Annotated in this window: 18 protein-coding genes; 9 read left to right on the top strand and 9 right to left on the bottom strand. The window is 75.2% G+C overall.

Features of this window, described 5'->3' with window-relative positions; all coding sequences use genetic code 11:
- Positions 1 to 60: 60 nt before the first annotated feature.
- A complete protein-coding gene (locus ACFYWL_RS16200) occupies positions 61 to 261 on the top strand; it encodes a hypothetical protein (protein WP_386972982.1) in 201 nt (66 codons plus the stop codon).
- On the top strand, positions 258 to 1,061 hold the full coding sequence (locus tag ACFYWL_RS16195) for a site-2 protease family protein (RefSeq protein ID WP_386972980.1): 804 nt from the start codon (positions 258 to 260) through the stop codon (positions 1,059 to 1,061). The genes ACFYWL_RS16200 and ACFYWL_RS16195 overlap by 4 nt, the downstream gene beginning before the upstream one ends.
- A gap of 67 nt (positions 1,062 to 1,128) precedes the next feature.
- Here the strand turns inward: ACFYWL_RS16195 and ACFYWL_RS16190 are convergent, their stop codons facing one another.
- Together ACFYWL_RS16190 and ACFYWL_RS16185 are read right to left on the bottom strand one after the other, a co-directional pair.
- Entirely contained in the window at positions 1,129 to 2,127 is a 999-nt protein-coding gene (locus ACFYWL_RS16190; protein WP_386972978.1) for an aldo/keto reductase family protein, read from the bottom strand.
- A gap of 61 nt (positions 2,128 to 2,188) precedes the next feature.
- Entirely contained in the window at positions 2,189 to 6,955 is a 4,767-nt protein-coding gene (locus ACFYWL_RS16185; protein ID WP_386972975.1) for a WG repeat-containing protein, read from the bottom strand.
- 160 nt (positions 6,956 to 7,115) lie between these two features.
- Here ACFYWL_RS16185 and ACFYWL_RS16180 point away from each other — a divergent pair, with 160 nt between their 5' ends.
- From ACFYWL_RS16180 to ACFYWL_RS16170, 3 genes are read left to right on the top strand one after another with little or no spacing between them, the layout of a single operon-like run.
- Complete coding sequence (locus ACFYWL_RS16180) at positions 7,116 to 7,967, top strand: ABC transporter permease (RefSeq protein WP_386972972.1); 852 nt, start codon at positions 7,116 to 7,118, stop codon at positions 7,965 to 7,967.
- Positions 7,960 to 8,766 carry an ABC transporter permease gene (locus ACFYWL_RS16175; RefSeq protein WP_386972970.1) on the top strand — a complete coding sequence of 269 codons (807 nt, stop codon included), beginning with the start codon at positions 7,960 to 7,962 and terminating at the stop codon, positions 8,764 to 8,766. Before ACFYWL_RS16180 ends, ACFYWL_RS16175 begins: the two co-directional genes overlap by 8 nt.
- A complete protein-coding gene (locus ACFYWL_RS16170) occupies positions 8,763 to 9,764 on the top strand; it encodes an ATP-binding cassette domain-containing protein (protein WP_386972967.1) in 1,002 nt (333 codons plus the stop codon). Before ACFYWL_RS16175 ends, ACFYWL_RS16170 begins: the two co-directional genes overlap by 4 nt.
- A 57-nt stretch (positions 9,765 to 9,821) precedes the next feature.
- Here ACFYWL_RS16170 and ACFYWL_RS16165 read toward each other — a convergent pair whose 3' ends face one another.
- From ACFYWL_RS16165 to nadA, 3 genes are all read right to left on the bottom strand, one after another.
- Positions 9,822 to 10,418, bottom strand: a complete 597-nt coding sequence (locus ACFYWL_RS16165) for a DUF3043 domain-containing protein (RefSeq protein WP_386972965.1) — start codon at positions 10,416 to 10,418, stop codon at positions 9,822 to 9,824.
- A gap of 88 nt (positions 10,419 to 10,506) precedes the next feature.
- Positions 10,507 to 11,862 (bottom strand): UDP-N-acetylglucosamine 1-carboxyvinyltransferase, encoded by a 1,356-nt coding sequence (gene murA / locus ACFYWL_RS16160; protein ID WP_386972962.1) that lies wholly within the window; start codon positions 11,860 to 11,862, stop codon positions 10,507 to 10,509.
- Between the two features lie 212 nt (positions 11,863 to 12,074).
- The gene (gene nadA, locus ACFYWL_RS16155; RefSeq protein ID WP_386972959.1) at positions 12,075 to 13,274 is read right to left on the bottom strand and encodes a quinolinate synthase NadA; all 1,200 of its coding nucleotides are present in this window, start codon (positions 13,272 to 13,274) and stop codon (positions 12,075 to 12,077) included.
- Positions 13,275 to 13,370: 96 nt separating this feature from the next.
- On the opposite strand from nadA, the gene ACFYWL_RS16150 reads away from it, so the two are divergent.
- From ACFYWL_RS16150 to ACFYWL_RS16140, 3 genes are all read left to right on the top strand, one after another.
- Positions 13,371 to 14,507, top strand: a complete 1,137-nt coding sequence (locus ACFYWL_RS16150) for a glycerate kinase (protein ID WP_386972956.1) — start codon at positions 13,371 to 13,373, stop codon at positions 14,505 to 14,507.
- 137 nt (positions 14,508 to 14,644) lie between these two features.
- Positions 14,645 to 15,013 carry an iron-sulfur cluster insertion protein ErpA gene (gene erpA, locus ACFYWL_RS16145; RefSeq protein ID WP_013735179.1) on the top strand — a complete coding sequence of 123 codons (369 nt, stop codon included), beginning with the start codon at positions 14,645 to 14,647 and terminating at the stop codon, positions 15,011 to 15,013.
- Between the two features lie 289 nt (positions 15,014 to 15,302).
- Complete coding sequence (locus ACFYWL_RS16140) at positions 15,303 to 16,280, top strand: carbohydrate kinase family protein (RefSeq protein ID WP_386973248.1); 978 nt, start codon at positions 15,303 to 15,305, stop codon at positions 16,278 to 16,280.
- Between the two features lie 193 nt (positions 16,281 to 16,473).
- Here ACFYWL_RS16140 and ACFYWL_RS16135 read toward each other — a convergent pair whose 3' ends face one another.
- Both ACFYWL_RS16135 and ACFYWL_RS16130 read right to left on the bottom strand, forming a co-directional pair.
- Positions 16,474 to 16,698, bottom strand: coding sequence for a DUF397 domain-containing protein (locus ACFYWL_RS16135; RefSeq protein WP_386972952.1), 225 nt, complete (start codon positions 16,696 to 16,698; stop codon positions 16,474 to 16,476).
- Between the two features lie 15 nt (positions 16,699 to 16,713).
- Complete coding sequence (locus ACFYWL_RS16130; RefSeq protein WP_386972949.1) at positions 16,714 to 17,562, bottom strand: helix-turn-helix domain-containing protein; 849 nt, start codon at positions 17,560 to 17,562, stop codon at positions 16,714 to 16,716.
- A gap of 105 nt (positions 17,563 to 17,667) precedes the next feature.
- Between ACFYWL_RS16130 and ACFYWL_RS16125 the strand changes: the two genes are divergently transcribed.
- On the top strand, positions 17,668 to 17,970 hold the full coding sequence (locus ACFYWL_RS16125; RefSeq protein ID WP_386972946.1) for a hypothetical protein: 303 nt from the start codon (positions 17,668 to 17,670) through the stop codon (positions 17,968 to 17,970).
- A gap of 97 nt (positions 17,971 to 18,067) precedes the next feature.
- Here the strand turns inward: ACFYWL_RS16125 and ACFYWL_RS16120 are convergent, their stop codons facing one another.
- Both ACFYWL_RS16120 and ACFYWL_RS16115 read right to left on the bottom strand, forming a co-directional pair.
- Complete coding sequence (locus ACFYWL_RS16120; RefSeq protein WP_386973245.1) at positions 18,068 to 18,277, bottom strand: sulfurtransferase TusA family protein; 210 nt, start codon at positions 18,275 to 18,277, stop codon at positions 18,068 to 18,070.
- A 128-nt stretch (positions 18,278 to 18,405) separates the two neighbouring features.
- Positions 18,406 to 19,557: a cysteine desulfurase family protein gene (locus tag ACFYWL_RS16115; protein WP_386972945.1), complete on the bottom strand. Its 1,152-nt coding sequence runs from the start codon at positions 19,555 to 19,557 to the stop codon at positions 18,406 to 18,408.
- Between the last annotated feature and the right edge of the window lie 50 nt (positions 19,558 to 19,607).

The raw sequence follows: 19,607 nt of genomic DNA, 5'->3' as shown, positions 1-19,607 counted from the left end.
CCGACTACGCTTGCGGGGGTTCGTCCCAGGGGGACTTTCAGCGGCGAGGGGAGACGCGGCATGGCGTGGAGCTGGCGGTACGAGGGCGCGGACGGCGCGGCGGCCGAGGGGCCGGCGGAGACGTTCGGGAGCCAGGCGGACGCCGAGTCCTGGATCGGCCAGACCTGGCGGGAGCTCGCGGCATCCGGCGTCACGACGGTCACGCTCGTCGAGGACGACCGGGTGGAATACCGGATGAGCCTCCAGCCCCCGGCCGAGTGACGACACCGGGCCGCCCGGGCGGCGGGGAGCCGCTGGTGCTCGGGGTGCCCCGGGCGGCCTTCCGGCCCAGCCCGGTGTTCCTGGCGTTGGTCGCGCTCTTCGCGGCCAGCGGCGTCATGGCCTGGAACCGGTTCGGCAACGTCCGGTTCGACGTGTTCCTCTTCGTCGTCTCGGGCTGGCTCGTCTCGTTGTGCCTGCACGAGTACGCCCACGCGGTGGTCGCCTACCGGGCCGGGGACCGCGACATCGCCCACCGGGGCTACCTGACGCTGAACCCGTTCAAGTACACCCACCCGCTGCTGTCGATCGTGCTGCCCGTGGTGGTGGTGCTGCTCGGCGGCATCGGCCTGCCCGGCGGCGCGGTGTGGGTGGACCGGCACGCCATCCCGGGGCGGCTGCGGCACACCCTGGTCAGCCTCGCCGGCCCGGCCACGAACGTGCTGTTCACCCTCGTGCTGGTGGCGGTGCTGCGGGTCGGCTTCGGCGGCGGCGGGTCGGTGGAGTTCTGGGCGGGCCTGGCGCTGCTGGCGTTCCTCCAGCTCACCGCCAGCGTGCTCAACCTGCTGCCGGTGCCCGGCCTCGACGGCGGCAACATGATCCAGCCGTGGCTGAACCCGCAGTGGCGGCGGATGTACGACCTGTTCGCCCCGTTCGGGTTCATCCTGCTGTTCGCGCTGCTGTGGAACCCACGCCTCGGCGGCTGGTTCTTCGACGGCGTCTTCGCCGTGGCGGACCTGCTCGGCCTGCCCCCGTGGCTCTACGCCGCCGGCCTCGACCTGATCCGCTTCTGGCAGGGCTGACCCGCACCCGCGCGACGGTGGTGGGCCCGGTCCGGCCGGCGCGCCGCGCCGGCCGGACCGGGCCGCCTCACGGCCGCTGGGCGGGGGACTGCGTCTTGCCCGGGTCCCGCTCGACGATCGGGTCGACGATCGCGTCGATCGCCTTGAGCAGGTCGGCGTCGAGCTTCACCCCGGCCGCCTTGACGTTGTCGTGCACCTGCTCGGGGCGGGACGCGCCGACGATCGCCGAGGAGACGTTCGGGTTCTGCAACACCCAGGCGATGGCGAGCTGCGGCATGCTCAGCCCGGCCTGCTCGGCCAGCGGCTTGAGCTGCTGCACCCGGGTCAGCACCTCGTCGGTGAGGAACCGGGCGATGAAGGTCGCCCCCGACTTCTCGTCGGTGGCCCGGGAACCGGCCGGCGGCGGCTGGCCCGGGAGGTATTTGCCCGACAGCACGCCCTGCGCGATCGGCGACCAGACGATCTGCCCGATGCCCAGCTCCTCGCTGGTCGGCACCACCTCGGCCTCGATGACCCGCCACAGCATCGAATACTGCGGCTGGCTGGACACCAGCGGGATGCGCAGCTCCCGGGCGAGCCGGTGGCCCGCCCGGATCTCGTCCGCCGTCCACTCCGAGACGCCGATGTAGTGGGCCTTGCCGGAGTGCACGACGTCGGCGAACGCCTCCATCGTCTCCTCCAGCGGCGTGCTGTGGTCGTACCGGTGGGCCTGGTAGAGGTCCACGTAGTCGGTCTGCAGCCGGCGCAGCGAGCCGTTGATCGACTCCATGATGTGCTTACGGGACAGGCCCCGGTCGTTGCGGCCCGGGCCGGTCGGCCAGAAGACCTTCGTGAAGATCTCCAGCCCCTCACGGCGCTCGCCCTTCAGCGCCCGGCCCAGCACCTCCTCGGCCTTCGTGCCGGCGTACACGTCGGCGGTGTCGAACGTGGTGATGCCCGTCTCCAGCGCGGCCCGGACGCAGGCGGTCGCCGCGTCCTCCTCGACCTGCGAACCGTGGGTGATCCAGTTGCCGTACGAGATCTCGCTGACCATCAGGCCCGAGCGGCCCAGGTGTCGGAATTCCATGGTCCGACCCTAGCCCGCCCGCGTCATGGTCACCTGCCCGCGGCTCGCGGGGCAGGTCGGGTCAGACCAGCGGGCTGGCGTCGGCGAGCAGGTGGTCGATCTGCTCGATCACCCGGTCCCGGCTCGGGTGCACCGGGTCGATCAGCGGCGCGCCCCGCCGGTCCAGCGCACCCCAGCGGCCGAGGCCGTCGCCGACCAGGTACGCCACCGGGTGCACCACCAGCGCCGGGTGCGCCGGGGCCACCAGCACCCGGCCCGTGCGGTCCACCACCCCGCGCCGGCCGTTCAGCTCGACCACGGCCAGCCCCTCCTCCGTGAAGCCGTCGACGTAGCGGCCGTCGGCCAGGGCCGTCGTGATGCCGTGGTAGCGGGTGGGCACCACCAGCGCGCCGGTGCGGTCCACCGCCCCCCAGCCGCCGCCCGCGCGGACCGTCGCCACCCCGCCCCGGAACGGCCGGACGTCGTCGAAGCCGGGCGGGATCACCACCATGTTGGACGCATCCACGGCCATCCAGTTGCCGGCGCCGTCCATCGACACCCAGGCGAGGCCGTCGGAGAACGAGCCGACCGACCGGTAGCCGTTGTTGGCCTGGATCAGCGTGCGGCCCGAGTCGTCGATCAGCGCCCACCGGGCGCCCTCCGGCCGGCGTACCCAGGCCACGCCCTCCCGGAACGGCTGCACCTCGGCGTAGTCGGTGCCGATCACCAGGTTGCCGTCGGCGTCGGCGTAGCCCCACCGGTCCTGGTCCTCGTCGTACGTCGGCACCGGCGGCCGGGGCGTCCGCAGGATCTCCGACCGCCCGCGCGGGTAGGGGCCGAAGCCGTCCCGCCCGGCCCGCTCGGCGACCGCGTCCAGGGCGATCCGGGTGCGGGCGAGCAGTTCCGGGTCGGCCGACCGGCGCAGGTCCAGGGCCCGCTCGAAGTGCTGGCACGCCTCGATCAGCCGGCCCTGGTCGTAGCAGCAGCGGCCGGCGTGCTCGTGCAGGGCCGCGCGCAGCCGGTCGGGCAGCTCCGTCGAGTTCGCCTCCGCGAAGAGCCGGTCGGCCTCGGCGAACTCGCCCCGCCAGCGCAGCACGTGGGCCAGCCGCGCCCGCGCCAGCGCGGTCCGCCGCAACTCGCCGGTGGCCTCGGCGTACGTCAGCGCCAGCCGGGCGTCGTCGACCGCGTCCCCCAGGTCGCCGAGCAGGCGCGACGCCACCGCCCGCAGGCTCAGCAGCCGGGCCCGGGACCGGTTGTCCAGGGCGACGTCGAGCTTGCCGGTCAGCCCCTCCCGTACGGTGCGCAGCAACTCCGGGTCGTCGATCTCCTCGCGCAGGGTCTCCGGGTGCAGACGCCACCGCAGGGCCGCGAGCGTCTGCTCCGGGTCGGCCGGCGCGGCCCGCCGCTCCTGGCCGGGCCGCGGCTCCGCCCCGGCGGCGGGCCCGGCCGGCGACACGGGCTGTGCGGGCACGCCGGAGACCGGCTGTGCCGGTATGCCCGAGACCGGCTGTGCCGGCACGGCGGACACGGGCTGTGCCGGCACGGCGGACACGGGCTGTGCCGGCACGCCGGACACGGGGCGCGCGGGCGGCGCCGAGACGGAACGCGGCTGTTCCGGCGTCGGGTGGGCGCCGAGCGGCGCGGACCCGACCGGAGGTGCGGACACCGGTGCGGACACCGGTGCGGCGGGCGCGGCGCTCACCGGGCGGGGGTCGGCGAGGGGGTCGGCGATCCGCCCGGTCGAGCCGGCGGCAGGCGGCGGGACGGGCTGCGGGGCGGGCGGTGCCGCCGGGTCCGGGTCGGCCGGGGCCGCGTCCTGGGCCGGGGCCGACGCCGAGTCCGCAATCGGGGTCGGGGTCGGGGTCGGAACCGGGGCCGCGGCGGGGACGGGGTCCGCAGCGGTGGCGGGAGTTGGCGACTCGGGGGCCGGTGACGTGGATCTGCTCGGCCGGAACCACGCGTCGGAGTGCTCCGGCGGGGGCGGTGCCGTCGCGCGCGCCGGTTCAGGGGCCGGCCGCTCGGCTGCGGCCCGGGGCCGGTCCGGTTCACCGGGGGCGTCGTCCGCACCGGGGGCGTCGCCGTCCGGTGCCCCGGCCTCCCGCGCCACCCCGGCCCGCACGTCGACGATCGAGGCGACCACGGCCCCGTCCGGGCCGGCGGCACCGTCCCGCCCAGCGTCGTCCTCCGGCGCGGTGGCCCGGGTCGCGTCGGCGGGGGCGTCCGGTGGGCCGGGGACATCCGGTGCTGCGGCGACAGCCGGTTCGCCGGGTAGCTCCGGGCCGGTCGTGACGCTCGACCCGTCACGCTCGGCGGCAACCTGTGGCCCGGCGGTCGCTTCGGGCCCGGCGGCAACCTCCGGCCCGACGGTGACTTCGGGCCCGGCGGCGTCCCGAGGTTCGGCGGTGAACTCGGGCCTGGTGGCGAACTCGGCTCCGGTGCTGGCCTCGGGTCCGGTGGCGGGGTCGGGTCCGGTGGCGGGGGGTCCCGTGGCCGCCTCGGGTTCGGTAGTGACGGTCGGGCCCGCCGGTGCGGCACCCGGCGGCTCGGGCGTTGGGTCCGCCGACTCCGGGGCGGTGGACGGCGCGGGCAGCCCAGGCTGCTCCGGCCGCGGGCGGCTCGGGGGCTCGGCCGCACGCGGAGCGGCGACCGGAGCGGCCTCGGCCGGCACGTCCCGCCGGACCGCGTCGCCCCTGGCGGCCGGTGGCGCGTCGGGCCCGGGCCCGGGCTCGGCCGGCCCGGGGGCCGGCAGGAACTCCAGCCGCAGCCGGGTGACGGGCGGCGGTGAGACCGGCGCGGCGGGTGGCGCGGAGACCGGCGATCGCGGGGGGACGGGCGCGGCCGGTGGCGCGGAGACCGGTGCCGGCGGCGCGGGGGATGCCGACGCGGTGAGCGGCGGCACGGGTGGCGCGGAAACCGGTGCCGACGGCGCGGCCGGCGCGGGATTGGCGGGTGGCGCGGAAAGCGGCCGGGTCGCCTGCGGTGCGGGGACCGGCGGGACCGGCGGCCCGCTCACAGGTGCGCTGCTCACGGGTATGCCGCTCACGGGTATGCCGGCGGCGGGCGGTCCGCTGAGAGGCACGGCGGGTGCGGTGGGCCGGGCGACCCGCGGGACGTCGGCGGCCGGCTCGACCGGGTGAGGCGGCTCGTTCGGCGGGCGCTGCGGCTCGACCGGCGCCCGGTGCGGGTGCGGCTCGGCCGGGAAACGCGCGGGCCCGGCCGCCGGACGCGGGGACTCCACCGGCGGGCGCAGCGGCTCGACGGGTGGGCGGTGTGGCTCGACGGGTGGCCGCAGCGGCTCGACCGGTGGGCGCGGCGATTCCCTCGGCGGGCGCAGCGGCTCCCTCGGCGGGTGCTGCGGCTCGACCGGTGGGCGGTGCGGCGGGGGGACGAACCGGGGTCCGGCGGCGTCGATGTCCTGCCTGGGTGGCGATCCGGCCCGATCGACCGGCGGGCGGGGTCCGTACCGGCCGGTGAGTGCCCGCTCGTCGCCGTGCTCCTCCATCGGCCGCTCGCCGCGGTACGGGTCGCCCCGGCGCGGGTCGGCGGGGGCGGTGTTCCGGCCCGGGTCCGGACGGAGCGGACCGGGCTGTGGCCAGGGCAGGGCACCGTCTCGCGGCGGCGTCGGCCGGACACCGGGCTCGCGATGCTCCTCGGCGCGGGCGGCCACGTCCCGCCCGTCCCGGTACGCCCGGCCGTCCCGGTGCTGCGCAGGCGTGCCCCGGTCGCCGGGGTGGCGCGGCGGGTCGGCGGCGGGGCGTCCTGCCGCGTCGGCGGCGGGCCGGCCGTACTGGCGGTCCAGCCGGTCCGCGGCCTGACCGGGGCTGGTTGCCGGCGGCGTCTGCCACCCGTCCGGGCCCGGACCGAACCGGCCGTCGCGGTCCAAGGTGGGACGGCGGTGCTCCGGCCAACCGGGCCCGGCCGGCCCCGGCCGGTCGCCGTACGGCCGATTCCGGTGTTCGTCCGGCTCGGGCAGCCAGCCGGTCTCGCCCCGGGGCGCGGGAGAGACCGGGGTGGCCTCGGCGGGCCCGGGCCCGGGCCGGCGGCCGGGGTCGGCGGGGCGCGGCTGGTCGTGCCGGCCGACGGCCGCATCGCGGTCCGGCGTCCAGCCGGGGGCCCGCCGGTCTTGCCAGCCGGGCTGGTCGTGCGCGGGCTGTCGGGGTGGGTACGCCTCGACCGGTCCGCGCTCGTCCCAGCCGCGCCGCGCCGGTCCCCACTCCTCCGGGGCGGGTCGCCGGTACGGGGCGTGGTCGTCGGCGGCGTGCCGGCGGTATGGGGCGGCCTCGTCGGCGGCGTGCCGGCGGTGCGGGGCGGCCTCGCCCGGTGCGGGGCGGCGGTACGGGGCGTGGTCGTCGGCGGCGGGGCGCGGACGGTAGGGGTCGTGCTCGTCGGGCGCGGGCCGGCGGTGCCTGTCGCGCTCGTCCGGGGCGGCACGGCGCTCGTCGCCGACCGGCCGGCGGTACGGGTCGTGCTCGGCGGCCGGCTGCCGGTAGCCGTCCTGCTCGGCGGCCGGCTGCCGGTAGCCGTTCTGCTCGGCGGGCGGGCGGCGGTACGGTTCGTGGTCGCTGGCCGGGCGGCGGTACGGTTCGTGGTCGTCCGGGCCGGGGCGGCGGTACGGGTCATGGTCGTCCGTCGCGCCCCACCGTCGGTGCCCGTCCGGGGCGGGGCTGACCGGCTGCACCTCGGCCCGGCCGACGGCGGCGCGACCCCGGGGCGGGGGCGGCTGGTGCCGCAGGCCGATGTCGCCCGGGTAGCGCTGCCCCGGGAACTGCGGCTGCCACTCGGTGGTCGGTTCGAACACCCAGGACGGTTCGGCCGGGTCACGCCAGCGGTCGATGAAGTCGCCGCTCATCCGCAGGTCCCGTCGCCGCCCGCGTGGCGAGCCCCGGTGCCCGGCTCGCGTCGCTCGCTCACGGCGATGTCACCTCGTTGGAAATTGTCGAGCTGGGCACCCCACCTGCCGGTAAAGTCGCCCGGTCCGGCGCGGGTGGCTGCGGAAGGAGGGTAACGGCGTGGGCTCTGTCACCGCCACTGTGGCACCGCCCACCGAGTCAAACGTTATCCTATGGTTTCGGACATTCGGTGCGATAGCGGGATCGGGATTCCGACGCTACGCCACATACCGCCAGGCCGCGCTGGCCGGCGCCGTCACCAACATCGTCTTCGGCTTCCTGCGCTGTTACGTCCTGCTCGGCGCGGCGGGCGCGGCCGGCGCCGCGGCCGGTTACGACCGGGAGCAGTTCGCCACCTTCGTCTGGGCGGGGCAGGGCATGCTGGCGGTGATCCTGCTGTGGGGCCGGCCCGAGCTCGCCGAGCGGATCCGCACCGGCGACGTGGCCAGCGACCTGCTGCGCCCGGTCCACCCGGTGACCAGCTACCTCGCCACCGACCTGGGCCGGGCCGGCTGGGCGTGCGTGTCCCGGCTGCTGCCGCCGGTCCTGGTCGGCCCGCTCTTCTTCCCCGTGCACCTGCCGGCCCGGTGGTCGACCGTGCCGCTGTTCGTGGTCTCCGCGACGGTCGCGGTGGTGCTCTGCTTCGGCTGCCGGTTCCTGGTCAACGCCACCGCGTACTGGCTCCAGGACGTCCGGGGCCCGCAGATCCTGTGGACCCTCGGCTCGGGGGTGCTCGCCGGGCTCTACTTCCCGCTGCCGTTCCTGCCCGACGGGCTGTTCCTGGCGTTGCAGCTCGCCACCCCGTTCCCGAGTCTCCTGCAGACCCCGCTCGACGTGCTGGTCGAACGGGACCCGACGGGCGTGCAGGCCGCGCTGGTCGGGGTGCAGGTCGGCTGGGCGGTGGCGATCCTCGCCCTGTGCCGGCTCGTGCAGCGCCGCGCCGAGCGCCGGCTGGTGGTGCAGGGTGGCTGAGGGGCGGCTGGCCGCGTACGGGGCGCTGCTCGGGGCGCAGGCCCGGTCGCAGGCCGCGTACCGGGCGTCGTTCGCGGTGGACCTGGTCGGCAACGTCGGGGCCACCGTCTTCGACGTGGTGACCGTGCTGGTGATCTTCGGGGTGACCCGGGAGCTGGGCGGGTTCACGCTGCGCGAGACGCTGGTCATGGTGGGCCTGTCGGCCTGCGCGTTCGCCACCGCCGACCTGCTGGTCGGCAACGTCGAGCGGCTGCCCGCGTACGTGCGCACCGGCCTGTTCGACGCGGTGCTGCTGCGCCCGCTGGGCGCGCTGCCCCAACTGCTGCTGATGGACCTGCCGCTGCGCAAGGCGTCCCGGGCGGTGTTCGGCCTGGCCGTGCTGCTGGTCGCCCTCGCCCGCGCCGGCATCGAGTGGACCCCGGGCCGGGTGGCGCTGGCGGTGGCCGCCCCGCTGGCCGGGGTGGTCTTCTTCGGCTCGGTCTTCGTGGCCACCGCCACCGTGTCGTTCTACTGGACCGACTCGGGGGAGCTGGCCAACTCGGTCACCTACGGCGGGCGCGACTTCACCTCGTACCCCGTCACGATCTTCGACGGCTGGTTCCGCGCGGCCTTCGCGTACGGGATGGGGTTCGCCTTCGTCAGCTACCAGCCGGCGCTGGCGCTGCTGGGCCGGGCCGACCCGCTCGGCCTGCCGGCCTGGGTCGGCTGGGCCTCGCCGACGGTCGCGCTGGTCGCCGCCGCCCTCGCCGCCGCCGCCTGGCGCGTCGGGGTCCGCCACTACCGGAGTACGGGATCATGAGCGTCATCGACGTGCGCGACCTGCGCAAGGAGTTCACTGTCCGGGTCAAGGCGGGCCGGCTGCGCCGCGAGAAGCGCACCGTCGCGGCGGTGGCCGGGGTCGACCTGCGCGTCGAGCGCGGGGAGCTGCTCGGCTACATCGGCCCGAACGGGGCGGGTAAGTCCACCACCCTGAAGATGCTCACCGGCGTGCTCACCCCCACCTCCGGGCAGGTGCGCGTGTGCGGGCTGCGCCCGGTGCCCGAGCGCACCCGGCTGGCGCTGCGCGTCGGGGTGGTCTTCGGCCAGCGGTCCCAGCTCTGGTGGGACCTGCCGCTGCGGGAGTCGTTCGACCTGCTGCGGCACGTCTACCGGGTGCCGGCCGCCGCGCACGCCGCCCGGCTGCGCCGCTGCCGCGACCTGCTCGACCTGGACGCCTTCGCCGACACCCCGGTGCGGCAGCTCTCCCTCGGCCAGCGGATGCGCGGCGAGCTGACCGCCGCCCTGCTGCACGGCCCGGAGGTGCTCTTCCTCGACGAGCCGACCATCGGGCTGGACGTGGTGAGCCGGCAGGCCGTGCGGGGCTTCCTGGCCGAGCTGGGCCGCGCCGGCGACACCACCCTCGTGCTCACCACCCACGACCTGGCCGACATCGAGCGGCTGTGCCCGCGCCTCGTGGTGATCGACCACGGCCGGGTGGTGCACGACGGCTCGATCGCCGCCCTGCACGACCGGTACGGCTCCCGCCGCCTCGTCGTCGCCGACCTGGACACCGCCCTGCCGCAGCCGCCGGAGCTGCCCGGCGCCCCGCTGGTGCGAGTGGAGGCCGACGGGCACCGGCTGGTCTTCGCGCTGGAGTCGGCGGGCGTCGCCGACGTGGTGGCCGCCCTGGCCGGGCGGGCCGCCCTGCGGGACGTCTCGATCGTCGAGCCCGACATCGAGGACGTCGTCGCCCGCCTGTACGCGGGTAAGGAGGGGCCCCTTGTTAACGCTTCCGGTAGAGCAGGGGCCCCTTCTTAACCAGCGCTGCGCCGAGCGCCGGCACGCCGGCGCAGCGCCTGCGCTCGGGGGAACCCGTCAGACCGGGTCGCCGATGTTGACGCGGGGCTCCGGGGCGCGCATCCGGCGGAAGGTGATCGACCGCATGATCGCGTACAGGTAGAGGGAGCCGAGGCGCTGGTCGGACTTCGGGAAGCGCGTCCGCACCAGCTTCTTGATCTTCCGGCTGATCAGGATCGAGTCGATCACCACGCCGAGGGCGAGCGCGCCCCACAGGATGTTGGAGAGCAGCCGGACGATCGGCGGCATCGCCTGGTTGGAGCCGAGCAGCACGATCAGCGCCCCGCCGAAGAACCAGGTGCCCACCGTGCGCCGGGAGTCGACCACGTTGCGCGCCAGCAGCCGCTCCGGGCCCCGGTCGCGCGGGCCGCCCTCGCGGCGGAACTCGGCCGCGGACTCGGCGCGCAACTGCCGCCGCCGCTCCCGGGCCTCCTCCTTGCTCAGCGGCTTGGTCGGCCCGGCGGGCCGACGCCCGGCCACGGGCCGCTTCGGCGTCTCGCGGCCCTTGGCCGGGGTGTAGCCCCGGCGGGCGCGCGCGGTCTCCTCGTCGGTCGTCACCGTGGTGACGGACTCCTCGACGAGGTCGGTGGACTTGCGGCGAAACAGCGACGGCACGCGGAAAGGGTAGCCAAACGCCCGCGCCCGGCGCACATCGCGGTGCACCGGGCGCGGGCGGACGTGAGCAGGATTACTGCTGGTGAGGTTACGGACGCTCGGCGTGGGCGCCCAGGTCGGCCAGCTTCGCCTCGAAGTCCTCGTAGCCGCGGTTGATCAGGTCGACGCCGTACACCCGGGAGGTGCCCTCGGCGGCGAGCGCGGCGATCAGGTGGCTGAACCCGGCGCGCAGGTCCGGGATGACCAGGTCGGCGGCGTGCAGCTTGCTCGGGCCGGCGATCACCGCGGAGTGCTTGAAGTTGCGCCGGCCGAACCGGCACGGGGTGCCGCCGAGGCAGTCGCGGTAGACCTGGATGTTCGCGCCCATCGTGTTGAGCGCCTCGGTGTAGCCGAGCCGCTGCTCGTAGACCGTCTCGTGGACGATCGACAGGCCCCGGGCCTGGGTCAGCGCCACGACGAGGGGCTGCTGCCAGTCGGTCATGAAGCCCGGGTGCACGTCGGTCTCCAGCGCCACGGCGTTCAGCTCGCCGCCCGGGTGCCAGAACCGGATGCCGCCCTCCTGGCCCGGGTCGCCCAGCTTCGGCGGCCGGGCGTCGGTCACCTCGTACTCGCCGCCGACGGAGCGGAAGATGTTGAGGAACGTCATCATGTCGGCCTGCTGCGCGCCGAGGACCTCGACGTGGCCGCGGGTGGCCAGCGCCGCCGCCGCCCAGCTCGCCGCCTCGATCCGGTCCGGGATCGGCCGGTGGGTGTAGCCGTGCAGCTTCGGCACGCCCTGGATCTCGATCACCCGGTCGGTGTGCACCTTGATGATCGCGCCCATCTTCTGCAGGATGCAGATCAGGTCGATGATCTCCGGCTCGACGGCGGCGTTGCGCAGCTCGGTGACGCCCTCGGCCATCACGGCGGTGAGCAGCACCTGCTCGGTCGCGCCCACGCTCGGGTACGGCAGCGCGAACTTGGTGCCGTGCAGCCCGTTCGGGGCCGACAGGTGCAGGCCCTCCGGGGTCTTGTCGACCGTGGCGCCGAACTCGCGCAGCGCCTGGAGGTGGAAGTCGATCGGGCGCGGCCCGATGTGGCAGCCGCCCAGGTCGGGAATGAACGCGTGGCCGAGCCGGTGCAGCAGCGGCCCGCAGAACAGGATCGGGATGCGGCTGGAGCCGGCGTGCACGTTGATCTGGTCGGTGCTGGCGCTCTCGACGTTGGCCGGGTCGAAGACCAGCTCACCGTCCTCGGCGCCGTCGGTGACCTTGACCCCGTGCAGGCCGAGCAGCCCCCGGACGACCTCGACGTCGCGGATCCGCGGCACGTCGAACAGCCGGCTGGGGCTGTCGCCCAACAGGGCGGCGACCATCGCCTTGGAAACCAGGTTCTTCGCGCCGCGCACGCGGATCCGCCCTTCCAGCGGAGTGCCTCCGTGTACGACCAGGACGTCGTCGGTCAATGCAACCTCCAGCGCGTCGGTGCTGCCGTAGTTGATGGTGATGCTGGCGATATGGGGGTTACCCGCGATGCGGCCGGATGAAAACGGGCGCGTGTGTCGTCGCCCCGGCAGCATAGCCCTCGGTGACGAATATGGAGACGGTCACCTCGGACCGGAGGGCACGAATCGGCGCTTCCGGCACCATAAGGTGCCGGAACAGTCACGCAGGGTGGTCAGGTGCTCGCCGGGGGCGGGGTGTCCGCGCCGGGGAGGGCGAGCATCCGGTCCAGCGCCACCCGGGCGTGGTGCGCGGTGTCGGCGTCCACGGTGATCTGGTTGACCACCCGGCCCGCCACCAGCTCCTCCAGCGCCCACACCAGGTGCGGCAGGTCGATCCGGTTCATCGTGGAGCAGTAGCAGACCGCCTTGTCCAGGAACATGATCTGCTTGTCCGGGTGGGCCAGCGCCAGCCGGCGCACCAGGTTCAGCTCCGTGCCGACCGCCCACGCCGAGCCGGCCGGCGCCGCCTCGATGGCCCGGATGATGTATTCCGTCGAGCCCACGTAGTCGGCGGCGGTGACCACCTCGTGCCGGCACTCCGGGTGCACCAGCACGTTGACCCCCGGCACCCGCTCCCGCACGTCGCGCACGCTGTCGAGGGTGAACCGGCCGTGCACCGAGCAGTGCCCGCGCCACAGGATCATCTTCGCGTCGCGTAGCTGCTCCGGGGTCAGCCCGCCGTTCGGCTTGTGCGGGTCGTAGAGCACGCAGTCGTCCAGCGACAGCCCCAGCTCCAGCACGGCGGTGTTGCGGCCCAGGTGCTGGTCGGGCAGGAACAGCACCTTCGACCCCTGCTCGAACGCCCAGTCCAGCGCCCGCTTCGCGTTCGACGAGGTGCACACCACGCCGCCGTTGCGGCCGACGAAGCCCTTGATGTCCGCCGACGAGTTCATGTACGTCACCGGGACGGTCTGCGCCGCGACGCCCAGCTCGGTCAGGGCGTCCCAGGCGGACTCGACCTGCGTCAGCACGGCCATGTCCGCCATCGAGCAGCCGGCGGCCAGGTCGGGCAGGACCACCCGCTGCCGCTCGGAGGTGAGGATGTCGGCGCTCTCGGCCATGAAGTGCACGCCGCAGAAGACGATGTATTCCGCGTCGGGCCGGGCCGCCGCCTCGCGGGCCAGCTTGAACGAGTCGCCGGTCACGTCGGCGAACTGGATCACCTCGTCGCGCTGGTAGTGGTGGCCCAGCACGAAGACCCTGTCACCCAGCTTCGCCTTGGCCGCCGCGGCCCGCGCCACCAGGTCGGGGTCGCTGGGCGCCGGCAGGTCGCCCGGACACTCCACGCCACGCTCGGTGGCGGGGTCGCTGCCACGGCCGAGCAGCAGCAGGGCCGTCGCGGTGTTGGAGGGTTCCACCCAGGTCGAAGTCACGCCACTCATGGTTCCACAGCCGGGCGACAAGGCGGCCCGCGCCGGTGTGTGCTGCCGCACTGCCCCGCGACTTTGTGGCCTGCCACACTGCTCGGCATGCGCGTGCTGCTCTGCCCCGACAAGTTCGCCGGAACCCTGGCCGCCCAGGAGGTCGCCGCCGCCGTGGCCGAGGGCTGGCGGGAGGTGGCCGACGGCGACGACCTGCTCATCCGTCCCCTCGCCGACGGCGGCCCCGGGTTCGTGGCCGTGCTCGCGGAGGCCCTCGGCGGGCGTCGGGTGCCGGTGCCGACCGTCGACCCGCTCGGCCGCCCCACCGACGGTGAGATCCTGGTCACCGACGACGGCACGGCCTACCTGGAGAGCGCCCAGGCGTGCGGCCTGCACCTGCTCGCCGCCGCCGAGCGCGACCCGAAGGCCACCACCTCGTACGGGCTGGGGGCGCTGGTCACCGCCGCCGTCGAGCACGGGGCCCGCATGGTGGTGATCGGGCTGGGCGGCTCCGGCACCAACGACGGCGGGGCCGGGCTGCTCACCGCGCTGGGCGTCACGCCGCTCGACGAGGCCGGCCGGGCCCTGCCGCACGGCGGGGCGGCGCTGGCCGCGGTCGCCGGGCTCGACGGCGCGCCCCGGCTGCGCGGTGCCACCCTCGTCGCCGCCACCGACGTCGACAACCCCCTGCTCGGGCTGCACGGTGCCAGCAACGTCTACGGCCCGCAGAAGGGCGCCACCCGCGAGGACGTGCTGCTGCTCGACGCCGCGTTGGAGCGCTTCGCCGGCGTACTCGAAAAGGACCTGCCGGGGTGCCCGCCGGGCCTCGGCGCGCTGCCCGGCGGGGGAGCGGCCGGCGGCCTCGGCGCGGCGATCCTCGCCCTCGGCGGCCGGTGCGCCTCCGGCATCGGCCTGGTCACCGAGGCCATCGGCCTGCCCGCCGCGCTCGACGCCGCCGACCTGGTGATCACCGGGGAGGGCTCCTTCGACCACCAGTCGCTGCGCGGCAAGGTCGTGGCCGGGGTGGCCGGGGCGGCCCGGGACCGGGGCGTGCCCTGCGTGGTGCTGGCGGGGCAGGTGAGCACCGGGCGGCGCGAGGCGGCCTCGGCGGGCGTCACCGACGCGTACAGCCTGGTGGAGCACTTCGGCGGCGAGGAGCGCGGCGGGCTCGACGCGGCGCTGAGCCGCCCGGCGGAGGGGCTGCGCCAGCTCGGCGCGCGGCTGGCCCGCCAGTGGAGCCGCTGAGCGGCCCCGGTCACGTCGACCGGGTGGTCCCGGCCGGGGCGGCGTACCATCGGAGCTGCGACCACATCGGGAATCACTGGGCGACGGACGACGTTGGCCAGTGCGTCCAGACCCAGACCGCGCAGGGAGATTTCCACGTGACCACGCCAGCGCAGACCGAGTCGACCGAGGCCAAGGCCCCTACTTCCGTCGTCCTCACCGACGTCGCGGCGCAGAAGGTCAAGGCCCTGATCGAGCAGGAGGGCCGCGACGACCTGCGGCTCCGGGTGGCGGTGCAGCCGGGCGGCTGCTCCGGCCTGCGATACCAGCTCTTCTTCGACGAGCGTTCGCTCGACGGTGACGTCGTCACCGACTACGACGGCGTCGAGGTCGTCGTCGACCGGATGAGCGCCCCCTACCTGGCCGGCGCCACGATCGACTTCGCCGACCGCATCGACGCCCAGGGCTTCACGATCGACAACCCGAACGCGGGCAACTCCTGCGCGTGCGGCGACTCGTTCAGCTGAGTCCCGCCTGACCTCAGCCGGTCGGCCTGGCCGACTCCGGCTGGGTCCCGCTCGGCCGACACGGCGGGGCCGCCCCCGGGGTGGGGGCGGCCCCGCCGTCCGTTTTCCCGCGCGGCCCTACCGTCCGTGGCCCCCGTCCACGGGCGTGACCGGCGCGGATCCGTCCCGGGCCCGCGCAGGGTGACGGTGGGGTGAGCGGGAGGTGACCGGTCCTCGTCCGACCCCCGACCACGGCACCGACCGGACCGGTAGGCTGACCCGCGCCGTGCTCCCGACCGCGAGGGTTGACATGAAGATCGCCGTGACCGGCTCGATCGCGACCGACCACCTGATGAGCTTCCCCGGCCGGTTCGCCGACCAGCTCATCGCCGACCAGCTCGACAAGGTCTCGCTGTCCTTCCTGGTGGACGACCTGGTGCTGCGTCGCGGCGGGGTGGCCGCCAACATCGCCTTCGGCATGGGTCAGCTTGGCCTGCGCCCGATCCTGCTCGGCGCGGTCGGCGCGGACTTCGCCGACTACCGCTCCTGGCTGGAGCGCCACGGCGTCGACTGCGAGTCCGTGCACGTCAGCGAGGTGGCGCACACGGCCCGCTTCGTCTGCACCACCGACACCGACATGTGCCAGATCGCCTCCTTCTATGCCGGGGCGATGAGCGAGGCGCGCAACATCGAGCTGGCCCCGGTCGCGCAGCGGCTCGGCGGGCTCGACCTCGTCCTGGTCGGCGCCAACGACCCCGACGCGATGCTGCGGCACTCCGCCGAGTGCCGCGACCGGGGGTACGCCTTCGTCGCCGACCCGTCGCAGCAGCTCGCCCGCATGGACGGCGCGGACGTGGTGGGGCTCATCGACGGCGCCGACTACCTCATGACCAACGAGTACGAGAAGTCGCTGCTCCAGAGCAAGGCCGGCCTGAGCGACGCGCAGCTGCTGGACCGGGTGAAGATCCGGGTGACCACGCTGGGCAGCAACGGCGTGGAGATCGCGGGCCGGGACTTCGACACCATCCACGTGCCGATCGCGCGCGAGGCGCAGGCCGTCGACCCGACGGGCGTCGGCGACGGCTTCCGGGCCGGCTTCTTTGCCGCCCTCTCCTGGGGGCTGGGCCTGGAGCGCGCCGCCCAGGTCGGCTCCCTGCTGGCCACGCTGGTGCTGGAGACGGTCGGCACCCAGGAATACCAGGTGCGCCCCGACGTCTTCGTCAAGCGCCTGGCGGAGTCCTACGGCGACCAGGCAGCCGACGACATCCACCCCCACCTCCTCCCCTAACCCCCCAGGCTGCCCACCCCCACCGCCCCCCCCGCCCCCCCGCCCCCCTGCCCCCCGCCGCCCCGCCCTCCACGCGGTGATCAAGAGGTTTGCGTCAAAGTCGATCACTCCGCTGACGCAAACCTCTTGATCACCGGGGAGGGACCGGGGGTGAGGGAGGGGGAGGGGCAGCGGGGGGGGTGGGGGTGGGGGGTTACTGCGGTGGGGTCAGGGTCTTGGTGGTGGTTGCCGTGACGAACGACGTCCACTGGTGGGGCGCGAAGGCGAGCGTCGGGCCGGAGCGGTCCTTGCTGTCCCGCACGGCCACCACGTCGGGCAGCACGGCGCACTCCACGCAGTCGCCGTTGTTGGCGCTGCGGCTGCTGGTGAACCAGCGGGCGGCGGCGAGGTCGACGGTGGCGAGGTCAGGGGTGGACATCGTGGCCTCCGGGGGTCAGGCCGCGCCGGCCAGCTCCCTGATCAACGCGCGCGACTCGGCGGGCGAGAGGGCGACCTGGCGCAGGTTGTCTGCCACCATGCTATAGGTCCGCACGCCGTCCGGATCCTGCACGTACATCGCCCCGTCCAGCACCTCCGTGTAGGCGATCGGCCGCACGTTGGCGAAGTCCAGCAGGACGAACTTGCCCAGCGGCGTCGCCGCGTGCGGCCCGTCCTCGGGCCGGAGCACCTGCACGGTCACGTTCGGCAGCTCGGACATCGCGGCCAGGTGGGCGAGCTGGGCCCGTCGGGTGGCGTCGCCGTTGACCCGCAGCCGCAGCGCCGCCTCGCCGACCACCGCGTGCAGGGTGAGCGGCTCGTCGTCGGTGAGCCGCCGGGCGCGGGCCTGCCGGAAGGACACGAACCGCTCGGCGTGGTCGGGCCGGACGAAGCCGGTGCCCAGGGTCAGCGCCTGCGCGTACTCCTCGGTCTGGAGCAGGCCGGGGATGACCATGGACTCGAACACGAACGCGCCGTCGGCCAGCCCTTCCAGGCCGACGTACGTCTTGAACCAGTCGGGCATCACGGCGGCCCAGGGCGCCCACCAGGTCTTGGCGTCGGAGCGGTTGGCGAGCGAGGTGAGCCGTTCGATGGCTGCCTCGTCCGCGCCGCAGGCCCGCAGCACGGTCGCGATGTCCTCGGGAAACTGCTGGTAGCGGCCGGTCTCCATGTGGCCGAGCTTCGGCTTGCCGATCCCGGTGCTGGCCGCCAGCTCGGTGAGCGTCATCGGCGCCTCGCGCCGGTAACGGTTCAGCTCGGCCCCGATCAGCCAGCGCAGCGCGGACGGATCCGTTCGCGTACCCATGCATCGCCTCCAGTTTTGTGTACCGACGAGAACATCATGCCGTTCCTACTTCCCTTAGGCAATGATCGGCGCTATACGTATAGCAACCGACTTGTGGAGGTGGCCATGCCTGGACCGACGCTCGAACCGCTCGGCACGCCCGAGGAGTTCCACCGGATGCTGGTCGAACTGGTGCACGAGTTCGCGCCCCGCCGGTTCGCCATCTGCGAGGAGCACGGCGACCGGGTCGACGGCGAAGTCGTCGCCTGGGGCATGGCGTTCGCCGAGAGTGCCCTGCTGCGCTGCGACGACCAGACGTCGACCGGGCACTTCACCAGCGCCGAGAGCGCGCTGCGGCTCTTCGCCCGCACCGGCCGCCGGCTGCGGCTGATCTGGATCGACGCCCTGCCGAGCGCCACGAGCCCCTGAGCGGCGAGGGGGCCGGGTCAACCGACGCGACGCACTGAGCCGCGAGGAGCGGCCCGGTCAACCGACGCGACGCACTGAGCCGCGAGGAGCGGCCCGGTCAACCGACGCGGCGCACGTCGTAGCCCGGCCCCTCGGCGTGGGCGGCGACGAACTCCTGGCCGCGCATCCGGCACCACGCCGGGATGTCCACGGCCGCCGCCGGATCGTCGGCCAGCACCCGCAGCACCGCGCCGACCGGCAGCTCCGGCAGCCGCCGGGCCAGCTTGATCACCGGTAGCGGGCAGCGCTGCCCCCGGCAGTCCAGCACCTCCGCCGGAGCGGCAGCGCCTCCCTCCGCCGGAGCGGCGGCGGCCTCCTGTGCCGGAGTGGCGGCGGCCTCCTGTGCCGGAGTGGCGGCGGCCTCCTCCGCCGGCCCGGCCTCCCGGTTCGGCCCGCTCACAACCCCACCACGCCCGCCTCGGCGCGCAGCTCCGCGACGATTCCGGGCAGCTCGGCGAGGAACCGCTCCACGTCGGCGTCCGTCGTCTCCCGGTGCAGCGAGACCCGCACGTTGCCGTGCGACAGCACCCCCATCGCCTCCAGCACGTGCGACGGGCGCAGCGTCGACGACGTGCACGACGAGCCGGAGGAGACCGCGAAGCCCCGCCGGTCCAGCGCGTGCAGCAGCGCCTCCCCGTCGACGTACAGGCAGGAGAACGTGACCAGGTGCGGCAACCGGTCCACCGGGTCGCCGACCACCTCGACGTCGGGCACCTCCGCCGCCACCCGGGCCCGGATCCGGTCCACCAGCGGCGTCAGCCGGGCCGCCTCGGCCGCCGCGTCGGCCGCCGCCGCGCGCAGGCTCGCCGCCGCCGCCACGACCGCCGGCAGGTTCACCACCCCGGGGGTACGCCCCGACTCCCGCTCGTCCGCCGGCCACGGCGACTCCCAGCGGGTGCCCTTGCGCACCACCAGCAGCCCGACGCCGGGCGGCCCGCCCCACTTGTGCGCGCTGGCGGTCAGCACCGACCAGCCCGCCGGCACCGACGCCCGGCCCACGAGCTGCGCCGCGTCGACGTACAGCGGCACCCCGGCGGCGGCGCACGCGGCGGCGGCCCCGGCGACCGGCTGCACCGTGCCCACCTCGTGGCTGGCCCCGATCAGCGCCGCCAGGGCCACCCCCGGCGCGCGGACCGCGTCGGCGAAGGCGTCGAGGTCGAGCCGGCCGAGCCGGTCCACCGGCACCGACACGGCGCTGCCGCCGTCGGCCGTGTGCCGCTGCGCGGCGTGCAGCACGGCCGAGTGTTCGATCGCGGAGTGCACCAGCGTCGCGCCCACCCGCCGCCGCCCGGCCAGGCCACCGAGCACCGCCGAGTGCGCCGCCGCCGTACCGCTGGGGGTGAAGGACAGCTCGTCGGCGCGGACACCGAGCGTGGCCGCGGCGGCCTCCCGGGCGGCATCGAGGAGCTGGCGGGCCCGGCGGGCCTGGCCGTAGAGGCGGGCCGGGTCGGCCCAGCCGTCGTCGAGGGCGGCCAGCAGCGCCTGCCGGGCGACCGGGTGCGGCGGGGCGGCGGTCGCCGCGTCCAGGTAGACCGGGGATGCGCTCACGGCCCCGACGCTATCGCGCCGGCCCGCCGGCGATCCCCCCGAAGGGGGCG

The sequence above is a fragment of the Micromonospora sp. NPDC002575 genome (genome assembly GCF_042889525.1).
Lineage (GTDB): Bacteria > Actinomycetota > Actinomycetes > Mycobacteriales > Micromonosporaceae > Micromonospora > Micromonospora carbonacea.
The sequence above is the reverse complement of the archived record's forward strand: the minus strand, read 5'-3'. Positions and strand labels throughout refer to the sequence as shown.